Raw genomic sequence first — 26,013 nt, 5'->3', positions numbered from 1 at the left:
TCGTTCGCGTTCTTGAGCAGCTCCTTCGTAAGCCGTCAATGAACCCCGCCCTTGCGCGCGGCGCTGGCGCCGATCCGCGAGCCGCGTTCTACGGCTCGCCGAGCACGATGTTCCAGGGCAGCAGAGCCTCGTAGTCGTCCACGGTCTGCGCGAGCGGCAGCTTCTTGAAGAGCGCGACGAGGTAGCGGTAGGGCTCGATGTTGTTGGCCTTGGCGGTCTCGATCAACGAGTACAGGTTGGCAGTGGCGTTGGCGCCGCCCACGGTGTCGGCGAACAACCAACTGCGTCTTCCGACGACGAACGGCCGGATCGCGTTCTCCACCGGGTTGGAGTCCAGCGGCCAGCTGCCGCTGTCCAGGAACCGCACGAGCTTGGGCCATTGCCCGTGCAGGTAGTGCAACGCCTCGCCCAGCAGGCTGGACGGCGCGACGCGGTGCAGGTGCGTGAGCAGCATCTGCTCGATCTCGCGCACGACCGCGCGGCTGTAACGCGAGCGCAGCCGCAGCCGGCGCGCTGCAGCCCAGTCCTTGGCAAGTGCCTCCGCGCGGTACAGCTTGGCGATGAGCCGCACGAACCGGCTGGCGACCTGGTCCTTTGAACGTGCGGCCTTCGGGATGGCGTCTTCAGCCTTGATGAACGGTCTGCGCGCATGGACTCAGCACCCCAGGTGCGTGAGCCCGCCGGCCTTGGCAATGCCGTTGTAGACCTCGTAGCCATCGCTCATGAGCGTGGCGCCCGGGCGGATGCCGGCGTAGAGCTTCTCCGCATGCGCGGCGCCACGTCCCGGCGCATAGGCGAACAGCCGCACCGGCGGGCCCGTGCCGTTCATCTGCGCCCACATGTAGCTCTTGGTCTGTGCCTTGCGCCCGGGCTCCTTGAGCACCTGGACTGTGGTCTCGTCGCCGTAGATGAGGTCCGCGTCCAGCAGGTGGTCGCGCAGCAGGTTGATGACGGGCTGCACGGCCTGGCCGATGCGCACGACGCCGGCGGCAAGCGTGTTGCTCGCGATGTCGCCGCCGAAGCGGCGCAGCAGTGCGGCTGTGCGGTACAGCGGCATGCCGAACTGGTACTTGCCGGTGATGACCCAGGCCTGTGCCCGCTCGGTAAGCAGCCCGCGGGGAATGATGCGTGCCGGTGTCGGCGCGACCTTCAGGCCTTGGTCGCAGCACGGGCAGGCGTACTTGATGCGGTGGTGCTGCAGCACGCGCACCTGCTCGGGGATCACGTCCATCTGCTCGCTGACCTCTGCACCGATCTCCACCAGCGCGTGCCCGTCGTGGGCGCACACGCGCTCGGCCTCGGGCAACTCGTGGCGCACGATCTCGCGCGGCAGTGCCGGGTCCAGTGGCTTGCGGCCGCGCTTCTTGCGCTGGTGGCCGGCGACCGGCGTCGATTCCTCTTCCTCGGTCAGCACTGCTGGCGTCTGGTCCGTGGGGGCGAGCTGCTCGGCCTCGTTGAGGAACAGGTCCTTCTGGTCAGTGCTGCGCGCCTCGCTCTTGGCCGCGAAGAGCTGACGCTGCAGGGCCTTCAGGCGCTCCAGCGCCAGGTTGTCGGCGCCGATGCAAAAGTGAGCCACCGCGCCGACCGAATACTGAGCCAGGGGTGGAAGCCGACGTTGAGATGGTCGGCTGTGGATAAGTGTAGTTGTCAGCCTGTTTCGTGGACCTCCTCGATGCCGTGTTGATCGCGCGTGGCTCAGAACGGTTCGATCCCGGCGTCGGCTTTGGCGCCTTTGCGTGCCTGCTCGCGGGCCTTGATGCGCTTCTTGGCGTCCGCCGTGCTGCGGCTGAAGCGGATGGACTCGTTGCCGGTCTCCACGATGTGGCAGTGGTGCGTGAGCCGGTCCAGTAGCGCCGTGGTCATCTTGGCGTCGCCGAACACGCTGGACCATTCGGCGAAGTCCAGGTTGGTGGTGATCGCCACGCTGGTGTGCTCGTACAGCTTGCTGAGCAGGTGGAACAGCAGTGCCCCGCCGGCCTGGCTGAACGGCAGGTAGCCCAACTCATCGAGGATCACCAGGTCCATGCGCAACAGGCTCGCAGCGATGCGTCCGGCCTTGCCCTGCGCCTTCTCCTGCTCCAGCGCGTTGACCAGGTCGACGGTGGAATAGAACCGCACCCGCTTGCCGTGTCGGGTGATGCCAGACACGCCGATGGCCGTGGCCAGATGGGTCTTGCCGGTGCCCGGCCCGCCGACCAGCACAACGTTGTGCGCGTTGTCCGTGAAGGCCGTCGTGGCAAGCGTGGTCACGAGCGCGCGGTCCACCGGCGAGACCTCGAAGTCGAAGCCTGCCAGGTCGCGGTGCACCGGGAAGCGGGCCGCGTGCATCTGGTGGCTGACCGAGCGCATCGCGCGGTCCGTGGCCTCGGCCTGCAGCAGGTGTTCGATGAGCCAGCGCGAGGACTCGATGCCAGCGCCTGCACCCGCACCACCGCCTTGCTCGACCAGGTCCGCCCACGCGCCGGCCATGCCGTGCAGGCGCAGCGCCTTCAGTTCGATCAGCACGTCAGGCTTCATGGCTGGACTCCTCGACAGCAGCCTCGGTGCCCGCACGCAGGCGGTCATAGCGCGCGGTGTCGGCCAGCGGCGCCGTGATGGCCTTCAGGTGCGTGGACGCTGTCGGCGGGATGGGCGCCGCGTTCAGCCGGCCCAGCACGTTGACCACGTGCTCCACGCTGACCTTGCCCGGTGGCCCGCCAGCTCCACGGCAACCAGAACCGCGTCCAGCCCGGCCGCCGGCACGATGGCCAGCACCTGCGCCATCACGCGGTCGCCGCCCGGATTGCGCAGCAGACCGCGACGCAGGCGCTGCAGCGGCTCGGGCATGTCGGCGAACGGCGCGCCGTTGCGCAACGCGCCGGGCTTGCGCAGCAGCAGCGGGATGTAGTGCTGCCAGTCGTAACGGGTCTCTCCAGCGTTGCTCAGCCGGTCGTGGCGCGCAACGACACTGTCGCCCGCCACGATGGCCACGCTGGCGGGGTACAGCCGCGTGCTGACCATCTGCCCGTGCAGCTCGCACGGCACCGAGTAGCGGTTGCGCGCCACCGCCACCAGGCAGGTGCTGGACACGCGAGCGGGCTTCTCCACGTAGCCGTCGAACGGCGCCGGCATGGGCATCAGGTGCGCGCGTTCATGCTCCAGCATCTCGGCCACGCTGAACTGCGCGTGCTCGGGGTGGCGCACTTCGGCCCATAGGGCTCGGCACCGCTCGGCCAACCAGGCGTTCAGCTCGGCGAAGCTGGAGAACTTGCGCTTGGCCGCCTCGATCCAGATGCGCCGGCGGCTGTCCTGCACGTTCTTCTCCACCACGCCCTTCTCCCAGCCCGAGGCCACGTTGCAGAAGTCCGGATCGACCAGGTAGTGCGCGCACATGGTGGCGAAGCGCTCGTTGACGACGCGGCCCTTGCCCTTGCGGACCTTGTCCACCGCGGTCTTCATGTTGTCGTAGATGCCGCGTCGGGCCACGCCGCCGAGTGCGGCGAACGAACGCGTGTGGGCGTCGAACAGCATCTCGTGGCCCTGGCTGGGGTAGGCCACCAGCCAGAACGCCCGCGAGGCGCACAGCTTCATGTGCGCGACCTGCACGCGGTAGTAGATGCCGCCCACCACCAGGCCCTCTTCGCTCCAGTCGAACTGGTAGGCCTCGCCGAGCGCGAACGCCAGCGGGATGAAGGCGTTGGTCGCAGCGCCTTGGCCTTCGCCCTGGCGCCACGCGCGGATGAAGTCGGTCACGCGGCTGTAGCCGCCCTCGTAGCCGGCGACCTTGATCTCGGTGTACAGGGCGCGGGCGGTGCGACGCTGCTGCCTCGGTCGCCGGGCATCGGCCGTCAGGGCCTGGCGCAGCGCTTCGTGGAACGCCGTGAGCTTGGTCGGCTGCTCGCCGCGCTGGTACTTCGGCGGGCCGTCGACCTGGCCGTGCAGCCACTTGGAGACTGTGTTGCGCGACAGCCCCGTGATGCGCGCGATCTCGCGCTCCGACTTGTTGCCCCGGCTGTGCAGCCGCCGGATTCTGCCAATCATGTCCATGGTGATCACTCCTATTCCTCTGCTGCACAAAAAAGCAGCAGAGTAGGTTCTTCACCTGGCTCAGTTTTGGGTCGGCAGACCCTTCAAAAGTGGCTCAGTTTTCGGTCGGCGCCAACAGTAGTGGTCAACTTGATCCTCGGCGCAGAACCAATCCAAGAACTTGGTGCGCGTAGTTCGGATCCTGATCCAGCATCTCCGTGAACTCCGACCACGCTTCTGCCATGGCGTGCATTTCAAGCAGCGCTATGCCGCGGAACGTCTGACGGTAGCCCGGAGGGGGCGGTTCGAAGTGTCCTGCCATTGCATGGTCCCTCGGGATGCTTCGGGAAGGATGCGCGTCGACTGCCTCAGGGGGCGTCATAGATGCGCCTGGGCGAGTAAATCGCAGCCAGAAACTGCTTCCGCTCCTCGGCAGTGAGATCCGGAATCTTTGGGCCGGGGACCGGCCGCCCCCTCCCCAACTTGGGCGGTGGGGCGTTCGAGGCGGGCAGGCAGCCCTTGATAGCCTGGGCGACGTGGGAAAGCAGTTCTTCGTCACTCGTGGACTCTTCGGCGAAGCGCACGTCGACCGACAGCAGTTCCGCACGCACCTTCGGATACGCAGGAACTCCGGCATGGACGGCATCGGCTGATTCGCAGCACGCAAGAGCAACGGGGTTCCACCCCGTACGGTCACGGCTCGCGCAACGGCAAAACAGCGGGCCATCGGCATCGCATACGTCGGAATCAGCACGGTGTCTACAAGCCCGTCGATCGGCACGGCGGATGGACCGAGTTTGTACGGAGTGAGGAGACGGTGTGTCATCTACGCAAGTCCTCTTGAGTAGCTCATCGTACAGTCGCTGGGAATTTCGCGCCACGTGTGCAAGCTTTGAGGTGCAGCACCTTGATGTCAGCGGTCCAGCCTAACGGTGAGGTGGATCTTTCCAATCGACCAGGGGTCCCGCTGGTCCTCTGACCACGCGTGCAATTTGCACAGCGGGGTGGGCATGCAAGCGGCGGGGGCCGCTGCGGTGCGACCGCACACCAAGCAGCGGGAGGCGCAAGCGCACTGCGCTGCTTTGACTCGCTGTTCGATCTCCTTCGTGCACCGCTCCAACTCGTCCTCGGTCTCTGCAGTTCGCCGCGCATCAGGCCCATGCTCAAGCACAAAGGAGATGCGGCACTGCCCGAACTTCTCTTTGATCCGAGTGAAATGGAAGACAAACGGACCACCGACAAGTAGGACCTCGACTTCAGCGCACAGCGCGACCAACGGCGAGACCCATCCTGCGTAGACATCGAGCAGGTCGGGTTGTCTGAACATGGACGTGTAGCGGTCCAGGAGTGCTCGAACTTGATGCTCTGCCTGCATGGCTGTCCGCCTTGCGTCAAGCGCCGCGCGCGACGCTCACCTGCCCCTCCGGACGGGCCGGAATCGTCCACCGCGCCACACGCCCACGGTGCGCGTGCCGTCCTCTGCCTCCCGAACGAGGCGGCTTGGATCCTCGGGGTCGGCGGAGTAGGCGAAGACCCCAGGGGCGCCGGTGAACACGGACCTGCGAGGCAGGCCCGGCCTGCGAAGCGCACGGCCCAGCTCTCGCAGTAGTTGTCCTGCGGAATGCGATGGGTCAGGCGCTCGATGGGTCACAGCAAAACGGCTCCGTGGAGCCCGCGAATGTACTTCTTTGCGGCACCCCCAGCAACGCGAACTCCAGGCTCTTCTTGATCGCGTTATGAGCGAGGTCGAGGGGCTCGGCATCGAGGAGTTTTCGGGTGAGACCTTGACGCCCGGAATCAAGTCGTCGCGCAAGAGGCTTCGCTCGAAGCGCCGCTGTCCGTCTGGAACGACGGCCAGCTGAGCATCGGACGTCGAGTTCGCCGCCAACGGTTTAGCTGCGAGATCGGCCCATTGGAAGTGCCTCGTGCCATGCACAATAGGTCCATGGCCACCTTGTTCTTTTCATACAGTCACAAAGACGGAAGCGCTGCGCGACGAGCTGGAGGCGCACCTAGGACTGCTGAAGAACCAGGGGTTGATCGAGCACTGGCACGACCGCAAGATCCTCGCGGGTGATGAGTTGGATCCGCAATCTTCCAAAACTTGGAAAGTGCCGATGTCATCCTGTTGCTCATCAGTTCGGACTTCATCAACTCGTGGTACTGCTACTCCCGGGAGATGGTCCGCGCGATGGAACGGCACGACACAAGGCAGGCGCGTGTCATACCCGTGATCTTGCGTCATTGCGACTGGAAATCCGCACCCTTCGGGAAGTTGATGGCGGCGCCGAAAGACGGCAAAGCCGTGACCAGTTGGCAAGACCGCGACGAGGCATTCACCGACGTGGTCCTCCAGGTTCGAAGGGCGATCGAAAGCCTTGAGACGCCGGCACGCTCTCCCGCGCCGACGGCAAGTCCAATGCGTGCGGATCTTCAGACCGCATCGCAGCCTGGGCTGTTCGGTCCGCGCTCGGGCAACTTGCGGTTGAAGGAAGAGTTTTCGGACCAGGACCGGGATGCGTTCGTGCGAAACACCTTCGACCTCGTCTGCAACTACTTCGAGAAGTCGATCCACGACATCGGAAAGCAGCATTCGAACGTGCAGGGCAGCTTCGAGCGCATCGATTCGCGACGCATGCACGCGGTTCTTTGCCGCCACGGCAAGACGCTCACGGAGTGCTCGGTGCGTCTAGGCGGCTTGTTCAACTCCAACGGCATCGTGATTTCATTGGGCCGCCAGCACAGCGACACCTCGTTCAACGAGATGCTGAGTGTGGAGGCCAGTCCGCATGCGTTGCACATGCGCTCCATGGGGATGGCGACAAGGTTCGGGCGAGCTGATCTTCTGACTCAGGATGAATACGCCGAGTTGCTTTGGAGCATGTTTGTCGAGCGCGCCCAGCGATGAAACCGATCAAGAAGGAGCGTCCGTGACCTTTCCCCAACACGCGGCGGCCCTTGAAATGCGAGAACGTTTCTTTGAACGCAAGCGCTTAAACTTGCTCGACGACTATGGGCTGCGCGACGTACCGTCCTTGGTTTGGCAGATGGCTTCAGAGGCCCCCCGAAGCATCGATCTGTTCAATGCCGATGTGGCGCAGTCGATTCGAGCAGGGTCGGCCACGGCATCCGATGGATGGTGGCACGGTTTCAAAGGACCGCAAGGCCCTGCCATGGTGCTCGATGGGCTGGCATCCCACGACAAGGACCGGCTGGCGGGATACGTTACCGAGCTTCACAGCGACGGCCATTTCCTCGCGGCCATATGGAGGTTTCCGGAGCAAGTCGGCCGGTTGCCTTGCGTCGCCACGTTCTATGCGGACGCCTTCATGGATGCGTGGACGTCGGGTGGCGCGTTCTGCACGCGGCTGGAGTCGATGAAACCGTCATTGCCACATGCACCATGTTCGGAGCCGAGAAGCTTCCGCTTGCCAACGAGCACGGGCTGCTGGTCCGCGCGCCCGCACGATCTACATTGCGGTGGCCTTTCCATGCCTTCGATTCCGATTCAATGGAAGACGCGCAACGTTCGATGGCCAGCCAGTTCATGCGGATCTACGGTAGGAAGTGGCGTCTGTAAAGAGAAACGTTGGCCCGAAGACATGGCGAAGCCTATGCCGCCAGCGGGCTCCTCGATTGAGGCGGTTTCCAGAGGTTGATGATTTTTGCCGGCGCCGGACGGGCAAGACGCTCCCGCTCGGCCGAAGACGGAAAGTGCTCGTACGAAACCGCGGGGCGATCCTCCAAGATCGCAAGGCTGGCAGCAAGGTCCGTCGGATCCGGGTTGAGCCAGGCATTGACATTCTCCTGCTTGATCACCACGGGGCAGATGTCCTGTCCAGCGGCTTGGACCTCGGCTGGAGCCCTGTCGACGATGGTCGCAAAAGACAGCAAGTCGGCTCTGCCAGGTCGTTGCCAATGGGACCACAGGCACGCCACGTACAAGGTCTGGCGCGGGGTGGGAAGGAACTCCAGCTCGAGTGCGGCCAAGCCTTCACCTCTCAGGAGCTGGCGGTTTCGCAGGCGATGGAGCGCAACCGCTTCGAAGAGCGACTCGACGGCGATCACTCCGTGCGTGTGGCCGAACTCCGTCCGCCATCGACCTTGCAGGCAGTCCTTGCGCGCATGGTGCGGGCTCTCCAGCAGGTTCTCCATGCGACGCTCGACGCTGGAGGGCCTGCATTGGTATCGCATGGGCCTGATGAGCGTCTGGCCGTCCTGGACGGTCACGATCGGCACGAAGCTTCCTGGAAACATCCGCCCAAGCTGGCATCCATCCACGTTCTGAGCGAGTGAAGCGCGACGTCGCCGCGCCGCCGCAATCTTGTGCATGGACATGCGCGCGCTGTGCCCGGCGGCCTTCGCTTCCTTCGACCCGAGGCGGTGCTGCGCGTCAGCCAACCGTGCCACTTGCGATGCGATCTCTTCGTCGGCGGCCTGAATTTGTGCGAGCCGATGTCGAATCACCAGGTCGCGGATGGGCTCAAGTTCGGCCTCTTGCGTGTCAAGGAACGCCTGGTCCACTTCGGTCGGGATAGCAACGCGATTACCTGCCGCGCGCCGCCGGAAGCTTTCGTGGAACGCGTTCAGGTCGATGTGACCTTGGAAATGCCCGGCGTAGAGCTTTGGGTCGGTCCAGACGGTTGCGGAATACATGGGAGGGATCGCAAACTTGGGTAGGGGCACGGCCAGTCTTCCGACGGAGGTCGAGCCGTGGCCCGAACGCACCGCCGCTGCGGCTCGGCTCCCCATGCGGTCGAATGCGGCGCACTCAAGGGAGCAGGTTGTAATAAACAAGTGCGGCTGCGCTCCAGAACGCGAAGCGCAGTGTCCGCCCGGCCGGCCCTTCTGTCACGTCCGAGCGCCAAGTGTCAGGTATCCGCTCCCAGCCAGCCACGGCCACCATGAGCGCGAAAAAGCAACCGACCTGCCAGGGCAAGCTCATGGCGTTCAGGCAAGCGCTGCTTCTTCGACGCGTGGCTTGTCCCGGGTCTCGATCCAGTGGGTGTCCTCGCCATGCGCCGCCAGAGCCTCGGACAAACGAGCCTTGAGGAGCCAGCGGTTCATCATCGAGCCTTCCATCCACTCGCATGTGAAGCGTTCGGTCGGCAGTTGCGCAGACAGGGAAGTGGCGATTCGGACTTGTTTCATTTCGCGGCAATCGTAAGTTGGGCCGTTACAGCCGGCGTGTGATCGCCGTCACAAAAATTCTGCAAAGCGTTGCTTACAGGCGTTACAGCAGGATGACGGCCGCCCAAGTCTGTTCTGACGACTCGCGTCATGGACCATCGCAATGGCGCGGCGCCTACCCAGGGCTCAACTCCTCGCCTACCCAGCGAGAGCACTGAAGGCCGCAAAGTGGTTTCTTCGCCTCAGCGTAGGCATAGACCTCTGGAGCTTCCATGACCAACACCACCGACCCCACTCTGATCAACAACCTAGCACAGGCCACGCCGGTCAACGTACCAGCGCGCGAAAGCACCGGGGCGACCATCGTCAGCAGCGAGGCCCCGTCGCGAGACGACGTCGTGGACGTCCTTAACGACCTGTTGGAAAACGCGCGCGACGGCGAGTACGGGTTCAAGACCTGCGCCGACCAGGTCCAGACTGCTCGCGCCAAGGAACTCTTCGCTTCGCGTGCAGAAGGCTGCCGCGTTGCCGGCGAGGAACTCATTCACCTGATCCGCCAGTACGGAGGCGAGCCGGCCAACGGCGGGACGATGTACGGCGCCATGCACCGCGGCTGGGTGGCCGTCAAGGGCGCCGTCGGTGCAGACAGCGAGCTGTCCATCTTGGAGTCTTGCGAGCGCGGAGAAGACACTGCCATCGCGCGGTACCGCAAGGCCCTCAAGAGCGAGCTGCCGGCGGACGTTCGAGCTGTGGTTGAGCGCCAAGCCGAAGGTGCCCAGAAAAATCACGATCAGATCCGAGATCTGCGCAACGAGGCGCGGGCGAAGGACTGAGCGCGCGTGCAACGGTTGGGGATTGAAGTTTCCCGTCTCGCCTGCGGTGGCACTTGCTTACCCACCGGTGCCTCCGGCGCCTCGTGTGCAAAGCAAGCCGCCAACTGGCTGGATTGCCGAGACTTGGAAATGGAAGGAGGTCGGCTCAACCCTTGAGAACGCCTGGGGAAGCGCTGGATTGGCCAAAGGACTAGGTCGCTCGCGCGGTAGGCGCTCCGCGCGGCACATGGGCGTCTGATCCCTACGTTGGTGGCACCTTCGGTAACGAGGCAATCTCTCGCTTGCCGGAGGCGCTTCGCGCGCGGGTGACGGTCCTTGCGGCGGTGGCAGTAATCATCAGGGCTTGGCCATTGGTCGTGCTGTTGCCTGCCGTAGTCTGCAAGACCTACGGTACAGCTCGACCATACTGGCAGCAACTGCAGCCCGCGTCCGTGGCCAGCACCGGCGCGCTCGGTACCAAGTCCTGCCTTCGTACCAAGTCCCGGGCGCCGCTGGCAGGGCGACCTGCGCGCGCGAATGACTCATGAAGTCCTACTCCAGCCGGCCTCGCAGGAAATCGGAAGAACAGGCAAGCAGGCAGTTGTGCGCCGACACTCGCGCTTATCGAGGCTTGCACGCAACGCCAGTTGTCGGACGGCGCCGCGACTCTCATCATTGGAGTTCCTGCGAAGACGGTGCAATTAGATGCGCGCGTGACCAAATTGTGCGACGCACCACAAGCGATCCCGCATCGGCCGGACCAAGCACCGCTGGCTGTGCGCCGGAAGGCCCAAGGGCTCGAACTTTCCCGTTTCCGTACCGAACCCATACCGCTGTAAGCCACCGTGTCAAAGGCTGAGTCCCCATGATGACCTCCTTCGATCCCGCCCGCATGTTCCTCAAGGACCTGCCGGTGGCGTTTCTGGGCGAGGTCGCCCTGCGAAGTGCGTTCGCGTACGTCGTCGTATTCCTATTCCTCAAGTTCAGCGGCCGTCGCGGGATCCGGCAGCTGTCGCTGTTCGAGCTGGTGGTCATCTTGACGCTCGGGTCGGCCGCTGGCGATGTGTCGATCTACGAAGACGTGCCGATGCTTCCTGTGGCGATGGTCTTCCTGACCCTTCTTGCGCTGTACCGCGTCACCACCTACGCCATGGCGCGCAGTAAGCGGCTCGAACGGTGGATGGACGGCAAGCCGGTGACCGTGATCGAAGACGGGCTGTACAAGTTGGAGTCCTTGGAGGGGCTCAACATGTCATCCTCAGAACTGTTTATGGAGCTTCGGCAGCGCGGCGTCGAACACCTGGGCCAAGTGCGACTCGCCATCCTGGAGATCGATGGTGACGTGAGCCTGTACTTTTTCGAGCCGCAGGATGTACGACCCGGCTTGTCGGTACTTCCGCCCCCACATCGACGGGTCGTCACCGAACCACCATCCCCTGGGCTGTATTGCTGTGTTCGCTGTGGTGCCCCTGCTGAGCTTCATGCCATGGCGACTGCTCGTTGTCCGCGCTGCGGTAACGGTACGTGGACCACCGCGCTGACCTGCGAGCGTGTGCAGTGAAGCGGGCCGGCACCGGATGCGAGCCACTGCGCCCGGGGCGCGGGGCAGCGATGCGGGATCCGAGAGTCGTGCGTTTGCTCGGACACAGGCGATCTTGGCGGGAGCTCTGGCCACGCGATTCCAAATGTGGCGAAGCTTGCACGGGCGACCAACCCAATTGAAGGAGCAGCAATGTCCATTTCACCCACGGGTCCCGCGTCACAGGCGGAGTTCAACGCATTCGCACAGGAGGTGTTTCAGCTTGCGCGCTCGGGGGACGCGTCAACGCTGGGCCGCCTTCTGGAGAAAGGTCTTCCGCCGAACATGAGCAACCACAAGGGCGACACGTTGCTGATGCTCGCCGCCTATCACGGGCACGTCGATGCGACCACGGCGCTGCTGGGGGCGGGCGCGGACCCCGACAAGTACAACGACATGGCCCAAACTCCGCTCGGCGCGTCCACGTTCAAGGGTCACCTTCAGGTGGTGGACGCGTTGCTGCGCCACGGAGCCGGCCCGGATTTCGCTCCGCCAGGCGGGAAGACGCCTTTGATGTTTGCGGCGATGTTCAACAGGCTGGAGATCGTGAAGCTGCTGCTGTCGCGTGGTGTGGACGTCCATAGAAAGAGTTCAGAGGGGTTGTCCGCGGCGGAACTGGCACGAAGCATGGGAGCGCTGGAGGCCGCTGCTTACCTTGACGCGCAGACTTAGGCTGCGGCTTGAAGCGGCTGCACTGACCGAGAGGCCTTGGGCGGCACGGTAGCGTTGGCGTTGCCCTCAATCACCGCCTGAGAACGGCTCATCGCCGGACGAGCAAGGGGCCGGCCCGGGCGCCTGACGAGCGCTTCGCAAAAGTCCGGGTCTCACGTGGTCGGCGCCAAAAGCGCACGCCTACGACACGCGCCCTGCGTCGTTGTACAGCCGGCGGTACGCATTGAGGTGTCGCAGCGCTCCACGTTCATCGCCAAGCTGGCGACGCAGCATTCCAGCGTTGAAATGCGCATCCGCGAACACCGGGTCCAGGCGCAGCGCCTCATCGTAGGCACGCAGGGCTTCGTCGGGCCTGTCGAGGTCCTCCAGCACCACGCCATGGTTGAAGTGGAGCAGGGGGTGCTGGACGCCGTTGCGTCGCGCCTCCTCGAACACCTGCAGCGCTGCTTCGCACTTCTTCTCCTCGCAGAGCATGGCACCGAGGTTGATGGCGGCATGCGTCTGCGTCGGATCGTGCGATAGCGCGTCTCGGTACGCGGAGGCCGCAGCGGCGCGGTCAACATCTTCGAGGAGCTCGCCCCTCTTAAATGCAAGTTCGGCCTGGGATGGTCCTCCCATGCCGACCGGTTGTACCCTCGGAACGGTGGTCTCGAGGACCACCAAGCCATCGTCCTCGTCCGGAACGAGCCTGAAGTCCAGCATCAGCTGGTCGCTCAAGGCGTCGCGCGGACCTTCATCGTCCCAGACCACGACATTGCCACCATCGGCTGTGACGCGAAGACCGGTCAGCGGAAGCGATGGTGGCAACTCGGCGCGCAGCTTGCCAAGCGCTCGAAGAATCGTCCGCGGAGGCACCTGGGCGCTGCGCAGACCATGGGCAGTGCGCAGCAGCACCAGATCGCGGAACGAGAACTGGAATGCGTTGCGCGCGCCTCTGGTCGGGGACACAAAGCCCTCGGCCATGAGGCCGGTCACGATGCGCCTGGACAGGCGCAGCTTCTGCTCGACCTGGCGCAGGGACCAGTTCAGTTCCGGATTCGCGGGTGTGCTCACTTGTGCGACCTCGTGCGCGGAGGCGTTTGCTCCGCAGACCCCGACTTGGGTGCGCGCTTGACGGTCTTGCGGGCCTTCGCATCGTCCATGATCGTCACGTTCGAGGGCGACGATGACCGCTTCGCGATGGACGGCTTGCCCACCGACTTGCCCTTCCCGAGGCTGGCCTGCAGCGCGGCCATGAGGTCAACGACCTGTCCACCCCCGACTGCGTCTTCCGGATGGGCCGAGGCGACGATTTGCTTGCCAGCGATCTTCTTGTCGATGGCGGCGAGAACGCGCTGCTTCTCTTCGTCGGCGAACTGCGCGGGGTCGTAGGTGTCCTCTGCGATCTGGTCGATGAGCTGCAGGGCCAACTGCAGCTCGCTGCTGCTGACGTCAGTTTTCTCGATGCCCAGCGCGCTCGGCATGCGTACCTCATCGGCGTAGCGCAGCTGCTGAAGAATCAGGCCGTCCTCAGCCGGCCGAATCTGCACCACGTACTGCTTTGCCTTCCACGCCCACTTGGCGAGTGCACAGCGGCCGCTCTTGCGCATGGCCGCCATCAGCAGCTGGTAGGGCTTGCCGCCGCGCTTGTCCGGGGCGAGGAGGTAGGCCTTGTCGTAGTACAGCGGGTCCACCGACTTCTCGGGGATGAACGCGACGATGTCGATGACATGGCTGCTGGCTTCTTCCAAGGCTTTGAGTTCATCCTGGCTGAACAGCACGAAGTGGTCTTTCTCGACCTCGTATCCCTTCATCATCTCGGAGCGGGGCACGACCTTCTGCGTCTTTTCCGAGATGTACTGCTGTTTCAGGCGCGAACCATCCTTGGCCAGCAGGTTGAAGTGGACGTCCGAGCCCGATTCGGTCGCCGAGTACAGGCGGACAGGAATGTTGACGAGCCCGAAGCTCAGGGTGAGCGATGCAATGGAGCGCGCGGTCGCCATTCGAACCTCCGTGCAGCAAAGTCGACGTTCAGTAGTTCAGGACCTGCGCGATGGGGGCTGCGGCTCCTGGTTGGACTGGGGGTGCTTGTCGCCCTGCAAGCCCAGGGGCACGGAATCGTCATGCTCTGCGGCTTGCGCATCGGCCCGCTTGTCCTGCATGCGCTCCGGATCCGCCGGCCCGTTGTTCGGCTCGCCAGTCGCTGCGCGCCCGACGTCCAGCTTGCTGCCGGCGCCGATGTTGGCAACCGTTCCGTCGGTGGTCGGTCTGGAGCCTTCTCCGCTGGTGCTTGGTGTGCGTCCCATCATCGCCTCCGGTATTCGTTGAAACCGATTCACCGTATGACGGAGCAGAGGCCCTGAGCGTAGTCCAACGCCGCTACTTTGTCGGTGCAGACCCGTCGCGCCGGCTGCTCTGGTCGGGAAAAGGCCCGCTCGAGGGGCGCAGCCCAACTTGTGGCTCGCAGGACGGACCATCCGGAGGCCTCGGGTTATGGGTCTCCTGCCGCGTCGACATCTTCGATGGCGGCCAACAGCGCATCGAGTTCGACGGACTTGTCGAATACCGCGTCGACCCCCGCCTCAGTACATCTTTCTCTCATGTCTGGCGTCGCGTAGTTGGTCAGCACGAAAAGCTTGGCCGCACCGCGGCTCTCAAATGCCCGCGCCACGCCGATGCCGGAGCCAGCTTCGAGGAACAAGTCGACCAATGCGATGTCCCATGGCACTGCCCGCATGGACGCGATGGCACCTGCTTCGTCGGGAGCCCACCCGGCCCACCGCACGTCGAGCAGTTCGCTCAACGTTTCCATCAGGCCATCACGAATGGTGGGGTTGTCTTCGACCAAGAACACGCGAACAACCATCACGTCCAACCGTAGCAAGCAATCATCGGAGCCCCAGGATTGCCGATGCCGCAGCGAAGGTGGGTAGGACCCCTTACCCGAGGTCTGCGGGTTTGCTCGTACCCGCGTGGATGCGCAGCGGCTCCAAGTGAGACTCGAGTTCCGGAACCAACGCCAGTGAGTCCAAGGCGAGCATGAGCACATCTCTGCTCAAGCGTCCGGTGTCGTTCAGACGAATCAACCTTGTGAGCAGATCGCATGCGAGCGGCCGCATCTCGTCCGACGCGTCCGCGCGCGCCAGTGCCTGCACGCATGCTTGAAGGTGATGGGGAGGGATGGTCGTCTGCATATCTCCAGGTTGTGAAGACTCCCGGGCTGCGGCCCGTACCTGGTAGAACAGCGTCGTTGCCGTCCAACTTGCAAAGGATAGCGCTACAACACAGAAATTGTTGCAGTACCCGCACGGGTACGCTGGACGGGCGGAAGCAGGGCCGGACCTCTCACGCAGGCCACCTACGGCGGCCGGCGCCATCAGCGCATGGATTGCCCGCGCAGGTGGATGGAGCACCTGGAAGTGGACGCCGCATTCGACGCGGGTTGAAGAGCACGTGCGAGCGGAGTTGGCGAAGGTGGCAATCCGAACGCGCCCCTGGGCAAGATGACCGGCTGGAAGCTTTCAAGAACTGGCCTGGCGCCTGGGCCGGCTGCAATGCGCGACCGCTCACGTCACCTGGAGCGCAAACCGTGCCGACGCGCCCAAGGGGATTGGCGTGCTCCGAAGGCCATCCTCACCAGAGCTTCCACCACGCCTGTGGTCGCTGACGCTGTTCGAGCGAGCGCAAGTCGAGCGGCTCCCTCGACCGCGCCTCGGTCGCGCTGTGCCGCCGGCGTAGTTCCACCTCGCACATGTGTGCTTGACCGCGGGCCTTGCGGTTGCCGCGCAGTGCTTCCACGCGCAGGGACCTGGCAAGTTCAGCGAGTTCACCATCCGGCAATTGTTCCAACGCCAGAGCCTCCGCACCGGAGGTGCGCAGGTCGTTGTGGTCGCCGACGCTGGAGATGATGGTCATCGCCATGCTGACCTCGCCCTGTCGCGAATCTGCATGACGGCGGTCTGCGGTGCTCGCGGGCCGTGTCCCGCGGCCGCTTGCGGCCAGGAGATGCTTTCGAACTGCGGCAGGAGGCTGTCGGCGATGAAGCGCGTGCGCGCCGCGTACACGTGGCGGTCCCCCATCGAACCCTGCTGCGTGATGTAGAAGCGGTGCGGCACCATCACGTGCAGATGGTCCTTGGCGCGGGTCATCGCCACGTAAAGCAGCCGGCGCTCCTCGTCGATCTCCGCGCTGCTGCCCGTGCCCAGGTCCGAGGGCATGCAGCCATCGACCGCGCGCAGCAGGAACACGGCGTTCCATTCCTGGCCCTTGGCCGAATGGATGGTCGACAGAATCAGATAGTCCTCGTCTCGGCCTGGGGGGCCGGCCTGGTCGCTCGTGGCTTCGGGCGGGTCGAGTGTGAGTTCGGACAGGAAGCGCTCGCGGTCTGCGTAGCCGGCGGCCATTCGCTCCAGGTTCTCGACGTCGGCGCGGCGCGCCTCGGCGTCGTCGTGCAGACGCTCGAGCTGTGGCAGGTACCAGCGCTTGGCCAAGCCGACCTCGGCCGGCCAGGTCGCCGCGCCGCTGCTCTTGTGCATCGCCAGGAACAGCGCCACGAAGCCTGCCCATTCAGCTGCAGCGGCCGCCGGCGGCTCGAAGGCCTGCACGGCCTCGCGCGGGTCGGCGGCCTGCTCGATGGCTTCCAGCACACGCGTGGCCGTCACCGGTCCAATGCCCGGCATCAGCTGCAGCGTGCGCAGCCCAGCCAACCGGCCCCGCGGGTTCTGCGCGAAGCGCAGGATGGCCAGCAGGTCCTTCACGTGCGAGGCCTCCAGGAACTTGAGGCCGCCGAACTTCACGAAAGGGATGTTGCGCCGAGTCAGCTCCAGCTCCAGCACGGCGCTGTGCGAAGAACTACGGAAGAGCACCGCCTGCGACTTCAGCGTGAGGCCGGCCTCGCGGTGCTCCAGGATGCGGTCGGCGACCCAGCGCGCTTCGCTGGCCTCGTCCGGCACGGTGACGAGCTGCGGCAGCTGCGCACCGGGCCGCTCGGTCCACAGGGTCTTCGCGTGGCGCTCGCTGGCCGCTGCGATCACGGCGTTGGACACCGCGAGGATAGGCTGGGTCGAGCGGTAGTTCTGTTCCAACGCCACACTGCGGGCCGGCTGGCCGAACTGGTGCGGGAAGTCCAGGATGTTGCGCACCGTCGCACCCCGGAAGGCGTAGATGGACTGGGCGTCGTCGCCCACCACGGTCATGCCTGTGCCCTCGGGCTTGAGGCCCAGCAGAATGGTCGCCTGCAGGCGGTTGGTGTCCTGGTACTCGTCGACCAGCACATGGTCGAATGCGGCGCCGACCTCGGCCGCCAGGCTGGGCTCGCCCATCATCTCGGACCAGAACAGCAGCAGGTCGTCGTAGTCGAGCACGTTCTGGTGCTGCTTGGCCTCCACGTAGGCGCCGAACAGGCGGCGCAGTTCGTCTTCCCAGGCGCTGCACCACGGGAAAGTCTGCTGCAGCACCTCGGCCAGCGGCGCCTGGGTGTTGACCACCCGCGAGTAGATCGACAGGCAGGTGCCCTTCTGCGGGAAGCGGCTCCTGGTCTGGGTCAGGCCCAGGTCGTTGCGCACCAGGCCCAACAAGTCCTCGGCGTCGCCGCGGTCCGAGATAGTGAAGTTGGCCTCCAGGCCGATGCGGCCTGCGTACTCGCGCAGCAGGCGCGCGCCGACGCTGTGGAAGGTGCCGGACCAAGGCAGGACGGCCGGGGCCGTGGTGCCGCCCAGGACGCGGCGCAGCACACCAGAGACCCGTTGCTCCATCTCCTGCGCCGCCCGGCGCGAGAACGTCAGCAACAGCATGCGCTGGGGATCGGCGCCGTGCAGGATCAGCCTGGCAACGCGATGGGCCAGCGTGTTGGTCTTGCCTGAACCGGCACCGGCGATCACCAGCAGCGGGCGCAGCTCCGGCTCCGCCTCGGTGCCGTGCTCTACGGCGGCACGCTGAGCCGCATTGAGGTCGGCGAACGGGTCAGAGCGCCGGGCCGCTTCCCTATCGAGCACGGGCGTGGCAGTAGGGCTAGGGGACAGGGATGACATGCATATACTGTATATCAATCCAGTTCCTCTGCATCACTGGCGCCGCAGGACCCTCCTAGTTGGCACGTCACCATGGGAGAAGACAGCGGAGCACGCCGGACCAGTGCAGGCGCGACGTTCATGGAAACCCCGGAGGAAGCGCTTCTGGCCACCGGAGGACGAACAGCCATTGAAGCGCGAAGGTGTGCGGCACCACTTGGTGCCCACTGTCACCACCGACCACAGCGTTAACAGGACCGTGACAGCGCCGCACCGTAGGACATGCCGACGGCCTTGCGGGGTGGCTGGCTGACCCCGCTAGTGGCTTCCCCGCCGTACGGTTGCCGGATCGCCGCGCGGAATGCGCAACCTCTGCACTACCGATACGAAAAGCCAACGCAATGAACGTCAGTGACCACCTAGTCCAGCGCCTGTCCGAATGGGGTGTGCGTCGCATCTTCGGCTACCCAGGCGATGGCATCAACGGCGTGATGGGGGCGTTGGGCCGCGACGACCACGGCATCGCATTCGTGCAGGCGCGGCACGAGGAACTGGCAGCCTTCATGGCCTGCGCGCACGCCAAGTTCACCGGCATGCCAGGTGTGTGCCTGGCCACCTCAGGGCCTGGCGCGATCCATCTGCTGAACGGTCTGTACGACGCACGCATGGACCATCAGCCTGTCGTCGCCATCGTCGGCCAGCAGGCCCGCAGTGCGCTGGGCGGCGAGTATCAGCAGGAGGTGGACCTGTCCAGCCTGTTCAAGGACGTGGCCTCGGAGTTTGTGCAGACCGTTTCCGTGCCGGCGCAGTTGCGCCACGTGGTGGACCGCGCGCTGCGCATCGCCTCCGAGCGCCGTACCGTCACCTGCATCATCCTGCCCAACGACGTGCAGGAGCTGGACGCCGTGGCCGTGCCGCCGCGCGAACACGGCAGCGTGCGCAGTGGCATCGGCATCACCCACCGCGCCCAGGTGCCGGACGATGCAGCCTTGGATGCAGCGGCTGACATCCTCAACGCCGGCCGCCGCGTCGCCATGCTCGTCGGGGCTGGCGCACTGCACGCGAGTGACGAGCTGATGGCCGTGGCCGACCGCCTGGGCGCCGGCGTGGCCAAAGCCTTGTTGGGCAAAGCCGCCTTGCCCGATGCGTTGCCCTACGTGACCGGCTCGATCGGGCTGCTCGGCACCGCCCCCAGCTCCGAGCTCATGGAAGGATGCGACACCCTGCTCATGGTCGGATCCAACTTTCCCTATGCCGAGTACCTGCCCGAGGAGGGCAAGGCCCGTGGCGTGCAGATCGATACGGATGCCGCGCGGCTCGGTGTTCGTTACCCGATGGAGCTCAACTTGGTCGGCGACAGCCGTGCCACACTGGCGGCCCTGGTTCCAAGGCTGCGGCAGCAGACCGACCTTGCCTGGCGCGAAGAGATCGAGGACAAGGTCGCCCGCTGGTGGCGGGTTCTGGAGGAACGCGCCATGCAGCCCGCCGAGCCGATCAATCCGCAGCGCGTGTTCTGGGAGCTTTCGCCGCGCCTGCCGGACGGCTGCATCCTGACCTGCGACTCCGGCACGGCGGCCACCTGGTACGCGCGAGACCTGCAGCTGCGCCGCGGCATGATGGGCTCGCTGTCGGGAGGCCTGGCCACCATGGGACCGGCGTTGCCCTATGCGCTGGCCGCCAAGCACGCCCATCCGGACCGGCCGGTTGTAGCGCTGCTGGGCGACGGCGCAATGCAGATGCTGGGCATCAACGCCTTGATCACCATCGCGGCCAGCTGGAAGCACTGGCGCAATCCGGGGCTGGTCATCATGGTGCTGAACAACGGCGATCTGAACATGGTGACATGGGAGCAGCGGGCCACCGCAGGCGACCCCAAGTTTTCTCCTTCGCAGGACCTGCCGACCTTCGCGTACGCGGAGTTCGCGCGGCAACTTGGCCTGGGCGGGATACGCGTGGACGATCCAGAGCAGGTCGGCCCAGCGTGGGAGCAGGCGTTCGCCGCCGGAAGGCCGGTCGTGCTGGAGATGGTCACCGATCCGAATGTGCCGCCAGTGCCACCACACGTCACCGGCGCGCAGATGCGTGCCTACGCAGCGGCGCTGCTCAAGGGCGACCCGGACGCGCGCAAGGCCATGCTGGGCAGCGCGCGCGAGTGGTGGGCCGGCGTCGTGGCCAACCTCAAGGGGCGGCGCGGATAGCGCTTGCGCGCCATGGCACTGGACTTCCTCATGCTGATCCGCCACGGCGAGCGGCCGAGGAGAGCGCGCGAGGCTGGCGTGGCCGAGGACGGCAGCGCTTGTCCGCACAGCCTGAGCGTGGCCGGGTGGCAACGTGCTGGCGCGCTGGTGCCGTTGTTTCGCCAGCTCGCCGCCAGTGCGCCTGCACTTGCGGTACCCACTTGCCTGTACGCCTGTCCGGCAACAGCGCAGGCGCCAAGCCGGCGGTCTGTGCAAACGCTTGGGCCCTTGGCGCGTGCACTGGGGCTCGAAATCGATACCACAGTCGAAAAACAGGACGAGAGCCGCCTCGCTGCCTGCCTCCAACGCACTGACGGCGTCGCCCTGGTGGCTTGGTCGCACCAAGGCCTTCCGGCGCTGGCGCGGGCCTACCTGGCCGACAGCGCTGCGGCCGCGCAGGTTCCCGCGGCGTGGCCCAAGGACCGCTTCGACCTGCTCTGGATCATCGATGGACCGTCAGTGCGTCGGCGCTTGCAGGAGGTCGGCCAGGACCTTCTCGCCGGAGACGGCGCACCCACGGGCCGCGCCCCCACCGCCACTGGCCTTCGTCCAAGGGAGGAAACTTGACCATGCAGGCCCTCACCATCAATTGCTCCCTCAAGTCCACGGCGAAGGACGCCGTCTCGTCCACCGCACGGTTGCTTGACGAGGTTGAAGCCGAGTGGCGCAAGCTTGGCATCGACGTGCAGTCGGTCCGCGCGGCAGACCTTAACCTGCTGCCCGGCGTGACGTCGGACGAGGGGCCTGGCGACGAGTGGCCAGCGGTGCGCCAGCGCATCATGGCGGCCGACATCGTTGTGATCGGCACGCCGATCTGGCTCGGCCAGCCATCGAGCGTCTGCAAGCGCGTGCTCGAACGCATGGACGCCTTCATCAGTGAAGTCGATGAGAACACGGGGCACATGCCGGCGTACGGAAAGGTCGCGGGCGTCGCCGTCGTGGGCAACGAGGACGGCGCCCACCACGTCTGTGCCGAGGTGTTCCAGGCTCTAGTCGATGTGGGGTTCACTATCCCGGCGAGCGCGTCCACCTACTGGGTCGGCGAGGCCATGGGCAGCACCAACTACGTCGATCTGAAGTCCACGCCCGAGAAAACTGCTGGGACAACGCGCACGCTGGCGCGGCTCACCCACCACCTGGCGAGCCTGTTGAGAACCGCAAGGTACCCCTCGATCAAGCCGTGAGTGGCGGCATTCGGCACGACGTCCACGCCCGGGTGCGGTTTTAGCAGTTCGCTCGCCATCCGAACAGTGCGCAGCAGCAACGGTCGCGGAACGAGTGCACCGGATTGCACGCGACTCTGGTGGGAGGCACGAAGCCTTCAGCCATGAAGCCCGCGACGATGCGCCAGGACATCCCCAGCTCCTGTTGCACCTTGCGCAGGGACCAGTTCAGGGCCGTCGTTGTACAGCGGGTCGACGGTCTTTTCGGGGATGAAGGCCACGGTGTCGATGACATGACTGCTGGCTTGCTCACGCGCCTTGAGCTCGTCCTGGCTGAACAGGACGAAGTGGTCGCGCTCAACCTCGTAGCCCTTGACCATCTCGGCGCGCGAAACGACCTTCTTACTGCTGCGTCTGACGCGACCCGTCCGCGGCTGCGCACGGTTGGGTATAGGCCAATCCCACGAAGATGGAGAGCGCGCCGTCATGAATGCACGGGAAGGGGCGAGGAACCGTCGATGTGCAGCGCAGGCAGCCAATTTGCGGCACCATCGCTGAACGACGCGAGCCGCAATCCAGTCGTGTTGCAAGGGAGCCAAGCCCACCATGTGCTACAGCGCGCAAATCAAGGCCGACTACAGCCGGTTCGTCCGAGAGTACGGTGCGGTCCTGAGCATCAAGGACTTCTTCGACCTGTTCTGGCGCCGCCTGGGCGACCCAACGATGGTGGTTCCGCGCGCCGTCGAGTCGGCATTTGCTTCGCCTGAGACCGACGAGGCGCGGGAAATCCGAAGCATGATTGCGCAGCACGCCGCTGCGCATGTCGAGGACCTCCGGCTGAAGCAGGCTGCGCAGCAAGAGCGGCTGGCCGCAGCCGAGGCGAAGCTGGCCAAGAAGACAACCAAAGCAGCCACAGATGACCGGCGCATCGCGCTCAACAAGATTTCGGCATTCCAGGAGCGCATCGACCACCTCCAACGTGCGGAACTCGACGCGTCGGATTCGCGGATTTTCCCGGGCAGCTATGTGCCGGTGATGGTCTGGGAGAACGGGCAGCGCGTGTTCAAGCCCATGCGGTACCGCTGTCGGCCGTGGAACATGCCGGAGAGCTTCGACAAGGAGTACCCGGGGTGCTACATCGCGCGCAGGGACAGCTTGAAAGGGTTTTGGCGAGACCTGTACGGAAGCCACCACGGCGTGGTTGTCCTCAGCGCGTTCTACGAACACGTGCCGCGGCATCGCGCCGAGAACCGCCCACCCGAGCAAGCGCCTGGAACGGTGCAAGTCGAGTTCCGACCCGAAGAACCCCAGGACCTCCTGGCCGCTTGCATCTGGTCCCGGTGGTCCCGGCCTGGTCAACCCGAGTTGTTGTCGTTCGCGCTCATCACGGAAGACCCGCCACCGGAAATCGCTGCAGTAGGGCACGACCGCTGCATCTGTCCCATCCAGCCCGCGGACCTGGATGCTTGGCTGAACCCCTCACGCAGCGACCTCGCGGCCCAGGAAGCCATCCTCGACAGGCGGGTGCGGCCGCACTACCGGCACGCCATCGTCACGCCGCAGTAGCGCTCGTGCCCCACCAGCGTCCACATTCTTTGAGCAGGCTGTCACAGCCGTGCTCCCTCGCACGTCTTGCAAGTGATGGGCCGACGATTCCCGTTGGCCATCGCCATCCGAAGGAAAGCAAGACATGCAGCGTGCAAGCTGGTTCCAGGTGTCCCCCGACGCCGCAAAGGCCATTGGCAGCCTCCACCATTTCGTGACAACGGGCACGGGTCTTCCGTCGCGCCTCGTGCATCTCGTCTTTCTGCGTGTTTCCCAGCTGAACGGCTGTGCGCACTGCATCGACATTCACACCCGCGACCTGCTCAAGGAGGGGATGCCCGTCGACACCTTGGTGCTCATCCCTGTTTGGCACGAGGCCGCGTACCTCTTCTCCGAGGCGGAGCGCGCGGCCTTGGCGTGGTCGGAGGAGGTCACGCGCGTGAGCGAGTCGCACGCTTGCGACGAAGCCTATGCGGCGGCCGCCAAGATGTTCGAGGAGAAGGACCTGGTGGACCTGACGGTGACGATTGCCACCATGAACGCCATCAACCGCCTGGGCATCAGCTTTCGGATGCCGCCGCGCGCGAAAGCGTAAGGCTAAGACCGGCGTCGCCACAGACCACGTTGCTTCCCGTCAGTCCTGCGGCGCAGGCAGCGCTTGGTGGCGGGGGCGCAGGCAGAATCTGGGGTCGTGTTGCTTAGGCGAATCGGAGGTCACCGTGCTGATTTCTGCAACTGTCCGGAACTCGGGGTCCAGCCACGAAGTCGTCGTCCGCACAGGGTCGAACGAGCAGGCCATCGCTGTGGCCTCCAAGCCTTCAGGCCAGGGGTCGGCGGTCAATGGCGGTGAATTCCTCATGCTTGCGCTCGCAACGTGCTACTGCAATGACCTGTACCGTGAAGCTCAGCGCCTGAATGTGCCGGTGGACGGGGTCGTTGTTGAGGCGACTGCCGATTTCCCCGGCATCGGTTTGGCGGCGACCAACATCCGCTATGAAGTGAAGGTCTCCTCGTCCGCCAATGCCAACGACGTCGCGGAGCTTGTTCGGCAGACGGACGCGGTCGCTGAAGTCCACAACACGATTCGTGCGGGCGTCGCGGTCTCCCTCGTCATCCGGCGCGCCAGCTAGTGAAGGCGGCTCAGCATTGCTTGGCTGCGCTTGCGATGAACCATATGGCCCGGTCGGAGAGCTCCTGCGCACCCAATCAGGGCCAGCAAGACCAAGGCGGCAGTCGTCGGCTCAGGAACCTCCTGCACAGGCTCGGGTTCGGCCAACGTCCAAACGGTGTAGACCGTGTCTGAGAACACGCTGCTCGGCCCGATGCCCCGATACCCGCTCACGTAGCGATTGGAGTTGCCCGACGCGGTACCCGGTTGGTTCAAGACGGACCTGAAGTTCACGCCGTACGGCTGACCCTGGGCGTTCAGCTCAAAGCCGTAAGGCACGGCAGCGTTGCAGTAGCGAGCGTTGCCGCAGGTCAATGCAATGTTTGAGTCCCAGAGCTTCCCGCTCGACAGATCGTCAACGAAGACCTGCTCGAGCAAGGCCCGTGCGGCGTCGTTCGCGCTCTGTTGGGTTGTGAACGTGAACGACGACGGCGAGAAGCTGGCGCAGCCGGCGTACACGGTGGCGCAACTTGCGCCCTGGACGAATCGGACATCGTAGAGTTCGTCTCCCAGCGCAACGCCCTTGGCCCAGCTCAGCATGTTCGACGTAGGATCGACCAACCGGACGATGTCCGCATGCGCGGAGGGGGCCAAGAAGGCGTGGAGGGAGAGCAGCGCAGCGAATAGCGAGGTGCGGCGAAGGAAACGGGTCATATTCACAGTTGTGCCTTGGCAAGGTTACGGACAGCCGGTCTCCCGCCGCACGACGCGGCGCATCAGAAGCCGGACGGGGAACTCAGGTCGCTAGGGCGATGCCATGCCGCGCCATCACAGCGGAAAATGCGTGCGGGTCAGGCGGTCCGCCGGCACCAAGGACATTTGCGACGTCACGGAAGTAGGCCGGCCCAATCGACGCCGGCGAGAACACCACGAGGGCACGCGCTGGGACGTCGCCCTGGTTGCTGAAGTGGTGCACGCTGCCGCGCGGCGAGAAACAGTGGTCGCCGGCCTGCAACACACGGACCTCGTCATCCACGCGGTAGGTCAGGGCTCCCTCGATCACCCGGATGGTCTCGTCGACATCGTCATGGCGATGCGGAGGTGGAACCTTGGCCTGTGGCTGCACGACCATTTCGGCCATGGCCATGTGCCCATCGGTCGTGGTGCCGTCAACCAGAAAGCGCATGGTGATGGCCCCGATGGCGATCACTTCGTCTGTCTCTCGCTCCATAATGCCCTCTACCTTTAAGTAAAGCGACTTTACCACGTGGCCGCCTCTCGTCAAGCAATCAACGAACGCTTCCCGAACGACTCGGACCCGGACGACCCGCTGATCGGAGCGCGTCTGCGCTTTGCACTTACGGCCGTTGAGGAGCGGATTGAGCAGGCGTTGCGTGATGAAGGCTTCGCCGATCTGAACCGTGCCCACTTCAAGGTCTTGCGGTTCCCGCCACCCGAGAACGAGCGTCCCATCGACCTTGCCCAGCGGGCCGGCATGACCAAGCAGGCGATGAACTACCTGCTGGCTCAGCTGGAGGACATGGGCTACGTTCAGCGCGTGGCCGAAGGCGGCTCGAATGGCCGCCTGGTGTCACTGACAGAGCAGGGCTGGAAGGTCGCGAAACTGCAGCGCGCCACGGTGCGAGCCGTTGAAAAGGAGTGGTCCGATTTGGTGGGGGAGAAACGGTTCAAGGCGCTGATCTCTGCACTCGACGAGCTAATGGCGGCTGGGAGCAGCAGTTGATCATCATTCTTTGGGGAGGCTGACCGCCGCT

Annotated in this window: 24 protein-coding genes and 2 pseudogenes; 12 read left to right on the top strand and 14 right to left on the bottom strand. The window is 65.0% G+C overall.

Annotated elements, in window-relative coordinates; all coding sequences use genetic code 11:
* Window positions 1–88: 88 nt before the first annotated feature.
* From tnpC to istA, 3 genes and pseudogenes are all read right to left on the bottom strand, one after another.
* Window positions 89–1,549 (bottom strand): annotated as a pseudogene (gene tnpC, locus IE209_RS14830) (IS66 family transposase); the annotation flags it as partial.
* Between the two features lie 146 nt (window positions 1,550–1,695).
* A complete protein-coding gene (gene istB, locus IE209_RS14825; RefSeq protein ID WP_057390713.1) occupies window positions 1,696–2,517 on the bottom strand; it encodes an IS21-like element helper ATPase IstB in 822 nt (273 codons plus the stop codon).
* Window positions 2,507–4,026: pseudogene (gene istA / locus IE209_RS14820) on the bottom strand (IS21 family transposase). The gene istB and the pseudogene istA overlap by 11 nt, the downstream one beginning before the upstream one ends.
* Before the next feature lie 2,083 nt (window positions 4,027–6,109).
* Here istA and IE209_RS14815 point away from each other — a divergent pair.
* Together IE209_RS14815 and IE209_RS14810 are read left to right on the top strand one after the other, a co-directional pair.
* Window positions 6,110–6,913: a toll/interleukin-1 receptor domain-containing protein gene (locus tag IE209_RS14815; RefSeq protein WP_189687737.1), complete on the top strand. Its 804-nt coding sequence runs from the start codon at window positions 6,110–6,112 to the stop codon at window positions 6,911–6,913.
* A gap of 22 nt (window positions 6,914–6,935) precedes the next feature.
* On the top strand, window positions 6,936–7,664 hold the full coding sequence (locus IE209_RS14810) for a hypothetical protein (RefSeq protein ID WP_189687736.1): 729 nt from the start codon (window positions 6,936–6,938) through the stop codon (window positions 7,662–7,664).
* Here the strand turns inward: IE209_RS14810 and IE209_RS14805 are convergent.
* Both IE209_RS14805 and IE209_RS14800 read right to left on the bottom strand, forming a co-directional pair.
* On the bottom strand, window positions 7,618–8,661 hold the full coding sequence (locus IE209_RS14805) for an SOS response-associated peptidase family protein (protein ID WP_189687735.1): 1,044 nt from the start codon (window positions 8,659–8,661) through the stop codon (window positions 7,618–7,620). The genes IE209_RS14810 and IE209_RS14805 overlap by 47 nt on opposite strands.
* 294 nt (window positions 8,662–8,955) lie before the next feature.
* A complete protein-coding gene (locus IE209_RS14800; protein WP_189687734.1) occupies window positions 8,956–9,156 on the bottom strand; it encodes a hypothetical protein in 201 nt (66 codons plus the stop codon).
* A gap of 251 nt (window positions 9,157–9,407) precedes the next feature.
* Between IE209_RS14800 and IE209_RS14795 the strand changes: the two genes are divergently transcribed.
* From IE209_RS14795 to IE209_RS14785, 3 genes are all read left to right on the top strand, one after another.
* The gene (locus IE209_RS14795) at window positions 9,408–9,968 is read left to right on the top strand and encodes a ferritin-like domain-containing protein (RefSeq protein WP_189687733.1); all 561 of its coding nucleotides are present in this window, start codon (window positions 9,408–9,410) and stop codon (window positions 9,966–9,968) included.
* Window positions 9,969–10,812: 844 nt separating this feature from the next.
* Window positions 10,813–11,508, top strand: a complete 696-nt coding sequence (locus IE209_RS14790) for a DUF421 domain-containing protein (protein ID WP_229882861.1) — start codon at window positions 10,813–10,815, stop codon at window positions 11,506–11,508.
* Window positions 11,509–11,679: 171 nt separating this feature from the next.
* Complete coding sequence (locus IE209_RS14785) at window positions 11,680–12,198, top strand: ankyrin repeat domain-containing protein (protein WP_189687732.1); 519 nt, start codon at window positions 11,680–11,682, stop codon at window positions 12,196–12,198.
* Window positions 12,199–12,378: 180 nt separating this feature from the next.
* On the opposite strand, the gene IE209_RS14780 is transcribed toward IE209_RS14785, so the two are convergent.
* From IE209_RS14780 to IE209_RS14755, 6 genes are all read right to left on the bottom strand, one after another.
* Entirely contained in the window at window positions 12,379–13,251 is an 873-nt protein-coding gene (locus IE209_RS14780) for a tetratricopeptide repeat protein (RefSeq protein WP_189687731.1), read from the bottom strand.
* The gene (gene ku, locus IE209_RS14775; protein WP_189687730.1) at window positions 13,248–14,180 is read right to left on the bottom strand and encodes a non-homologous end joining protein Ku; all 933 of its coding nucleotides are present in this window, start codon (window positions 14,178–14,180) and stop codon (window positions 13,248–13,250) included. Before ku ends, IE209_RS14780 begins: the two co-directional genes overlap by 4 nt.
* Window positions 14,181–14,216: 36 nt before the next feature.
* Window positions 14,217–14,483 (bottom strand): hypothetical protein, encoded by a 267-nt coding sequence (locus IE209_RS14770; protein ID WP_189687729.1) that lies wholly within the window; start codon window positions 14,481–14,483, stop codon window positions 14,217–14,219.
* A 185-nt stretch (window positions 14,484–14,668) separates the two neighbouring features.
* A complete protein-coding gene (locus IE209_RS14765) occupies window positions 14,669–15,043 on the bottom strand; it encodes a response regulator (protein WP_189687728.1) in 375 nt (124 codons plus the stop codon).
* A 767-nt stretch (window positions 15,044–15,810) separates the two neighbouring features.
* Window positions 15,811–16,098, bottom strand: a complete 288-nt coding sequence (locus tag IE209_RS14760) for a hypothetical protein (RefSeq protein ID WP_189687727.1) — start codon at window positions 16,096–16,098, stop codon at window positions 15,811–15,813.
* Window positions 16,089–18,206 carry an ATP-dependent helicase gene (locus IE209_RS14755; RefSeq protein ID WP_189687726.1) on the bottom strand — a complete coding sequence of 706 codons (2,118 nt, stop codon included), beginning with the start codon at window positions 18,204–18,206 and terminating at the stop codon, window positions 16,089–16,091. The genes IE209_RS14760 and IE209_RS14755 overlap by 10 nt, the downstream gene beginning before the upstream one ends.
* Before the next feature lie 380 nt (window positions 18,207–18,586).
* Between IE209_RS14755 and IE209_RS14750 the strand changes: the two genes are divergently transcribed.
* From IE209_RS14750 to IE209_RS14740, 3 genes are read left to right on the top strand one after another with little or no spacing between them, the layout of a single operon-like run.
* The gene (locus IE209_RS14750) at window positions 18,587–20,383 is read left to right on the top strand and encodes a thiamine pyrophosphate-requiring protein (protein WP_189687725.1); all 1,797 of its coding nucleotides are present in this window, start codon (window positions 18,587–18,589) and stop codon (window positions 20,381–20,383) included.
* A gap of 12 nt (window positions 20,384–20,395) precedes the next feature.
* Window positions 20,396–20,989, top strand: a complete 594-nt coding sequence (locus IE209_RS14745; protein ID WP_189687724.1) for a hypothetical protein — start codon at window positions 20,396–20,398, stop codon at window positions 20,987–20,989.
* A gap of 2 nt (window positions 20,990–20,991) precedes the next feature.
* The gene (locus tag IE209_RS14740; RefSeq protein ID WP_229882860.1) at window positions 20,992–21,606 is read left to right on the top strand and encodes a flavodoxin family protein; all 615 of its coding nucleotides are present in this window, start codon (window positions 20,992–20,994) and stop codon (window positions 21,604–21,606) included.
* Between the two features lie 137 nt (window positions 21,607–21,743).
* On the opposite strand, the gene IE209_RS14735 is transcribed toward IE209_RS14740, so the two are convergent.
* Window positions 21,744–22,073 (bottom strand): Ku protein, encoded by a 330-nt coding sequence (locus IE209_RS14735; protein WP_189687722.1) that lies wholly within the window; start codon window positions 22,071–22,073, stop codon window positions 21,744–21,746.
* Between the two features lie 118 nt (window positions 22,074–22,191).
* Here IE209_RS14735 and IE209_RS14730 point away from each other — a divergent pair, with 118 nt between their 5' ends.
* The 3 genes from IE209_RS14730 to IE209_RS14720 all read left to right on the top strand — a co-directional run bounded on the left by IE209_RS14730 (window position 22,192) and on the right by IE209_RS14720 (window position 24,260).
* The gene (locus tag IE209_RS14730) at window positions 22,192–23,151 is read left to right on the top strand and encodes an SOS response-associated peptidase family protein (RefSeq protein WP_189687721.1); all 960 of its coding nucleotides are present in this window, start codon (window positions 22,192–22,194) and stop codon (window positions 23,149–23,151) included.
* A gap of 124 nt (window positions 23,152–23,275) precedes the next feature.
* A complete protein-coding gene (locus IE209_RS14725; RefSeq protein WP_189687720.1) occupies window positions 23,276–23,725 on the top strand; it encodes a carboxymuconolactone decarboxylase family protein in 450 nt (149 codons plus the stop codon).
* 124 nt (window positions 23,726–23,849) lie between these two features.
* On the top strand, window positions 23,850–24,260 hold the full coding sequence (locus IE209_RS14720; RefSeq protein ID WP_189687719.1) for an OsmC family protein: 411 nt from the start codon (window positions 23,850–23,852) through the stop codon (window positions 24,258–24,260).
* Here the strand turns inward: IE209_RS14720 and IE209_RS14715 are convergent.
* Both IE209_RS14715 and IE209_RS14710 read right to left on the bottom strand, forming a co-directional pair.
* Complete coding sequence (locus tag IE209_RS14715) at window positions 24,257–24,952, bottom strand: hypothetical protein (protein ID WP_189687718.1); 696 nt, start codon at window positions 24,950–24,952, stop codon at window positions 24,257–24,259. The two genes, IE209_RS14720 and IE209_RS14715, sit on opposite strands and share 4 nt — an antisense overlap.
* Window positions 24,953–25,034: 82 nt before the next feature.
* Window positions 25,035–25,505: a cupin domain-containing protein gene (locus tag IE209_RS14710; RefSeq protein ID WP_229882858.1), complete on the bottom strand. Its 471-nt coding sequence runs from the start codon at window positions 25,503–25,505 to the stop codon at window positions 25,035–25,037.
* Between IE209_RS14710 and IE209_RS14705 the strand changes: the two genes are divergently transcribed.
* A complete protein-coding gene (locus IE209_RS14705; protein WP_189687717.1) occupies window positions 25,506–25,982 on the top strand; it encodes a MarR family winged helix-turn-helix transcriptional regulator in 477 nt (158 codons plus the stop codon).
* The last annotated feature ends 31 nt before the right edge of the window (window positions 25,983–26,013 follow it).

It is taken from the genome of Pseudorhodoferax aquiterrae, from assembly GCF_014652235.1.
Lineage (GTDB): Bacteria > Pseudomonadota > Gammaproteobacteria > Burkholderiales > Burkholderiaceae_C > Pseudorhodoferax > Pseudorhodoferax aquiterrae.
The sequence above is the reverse complement of the archived record's forward strand: the minus strand, read 5'-3'. Positions and strand labels throughout refer to the sequence as shown.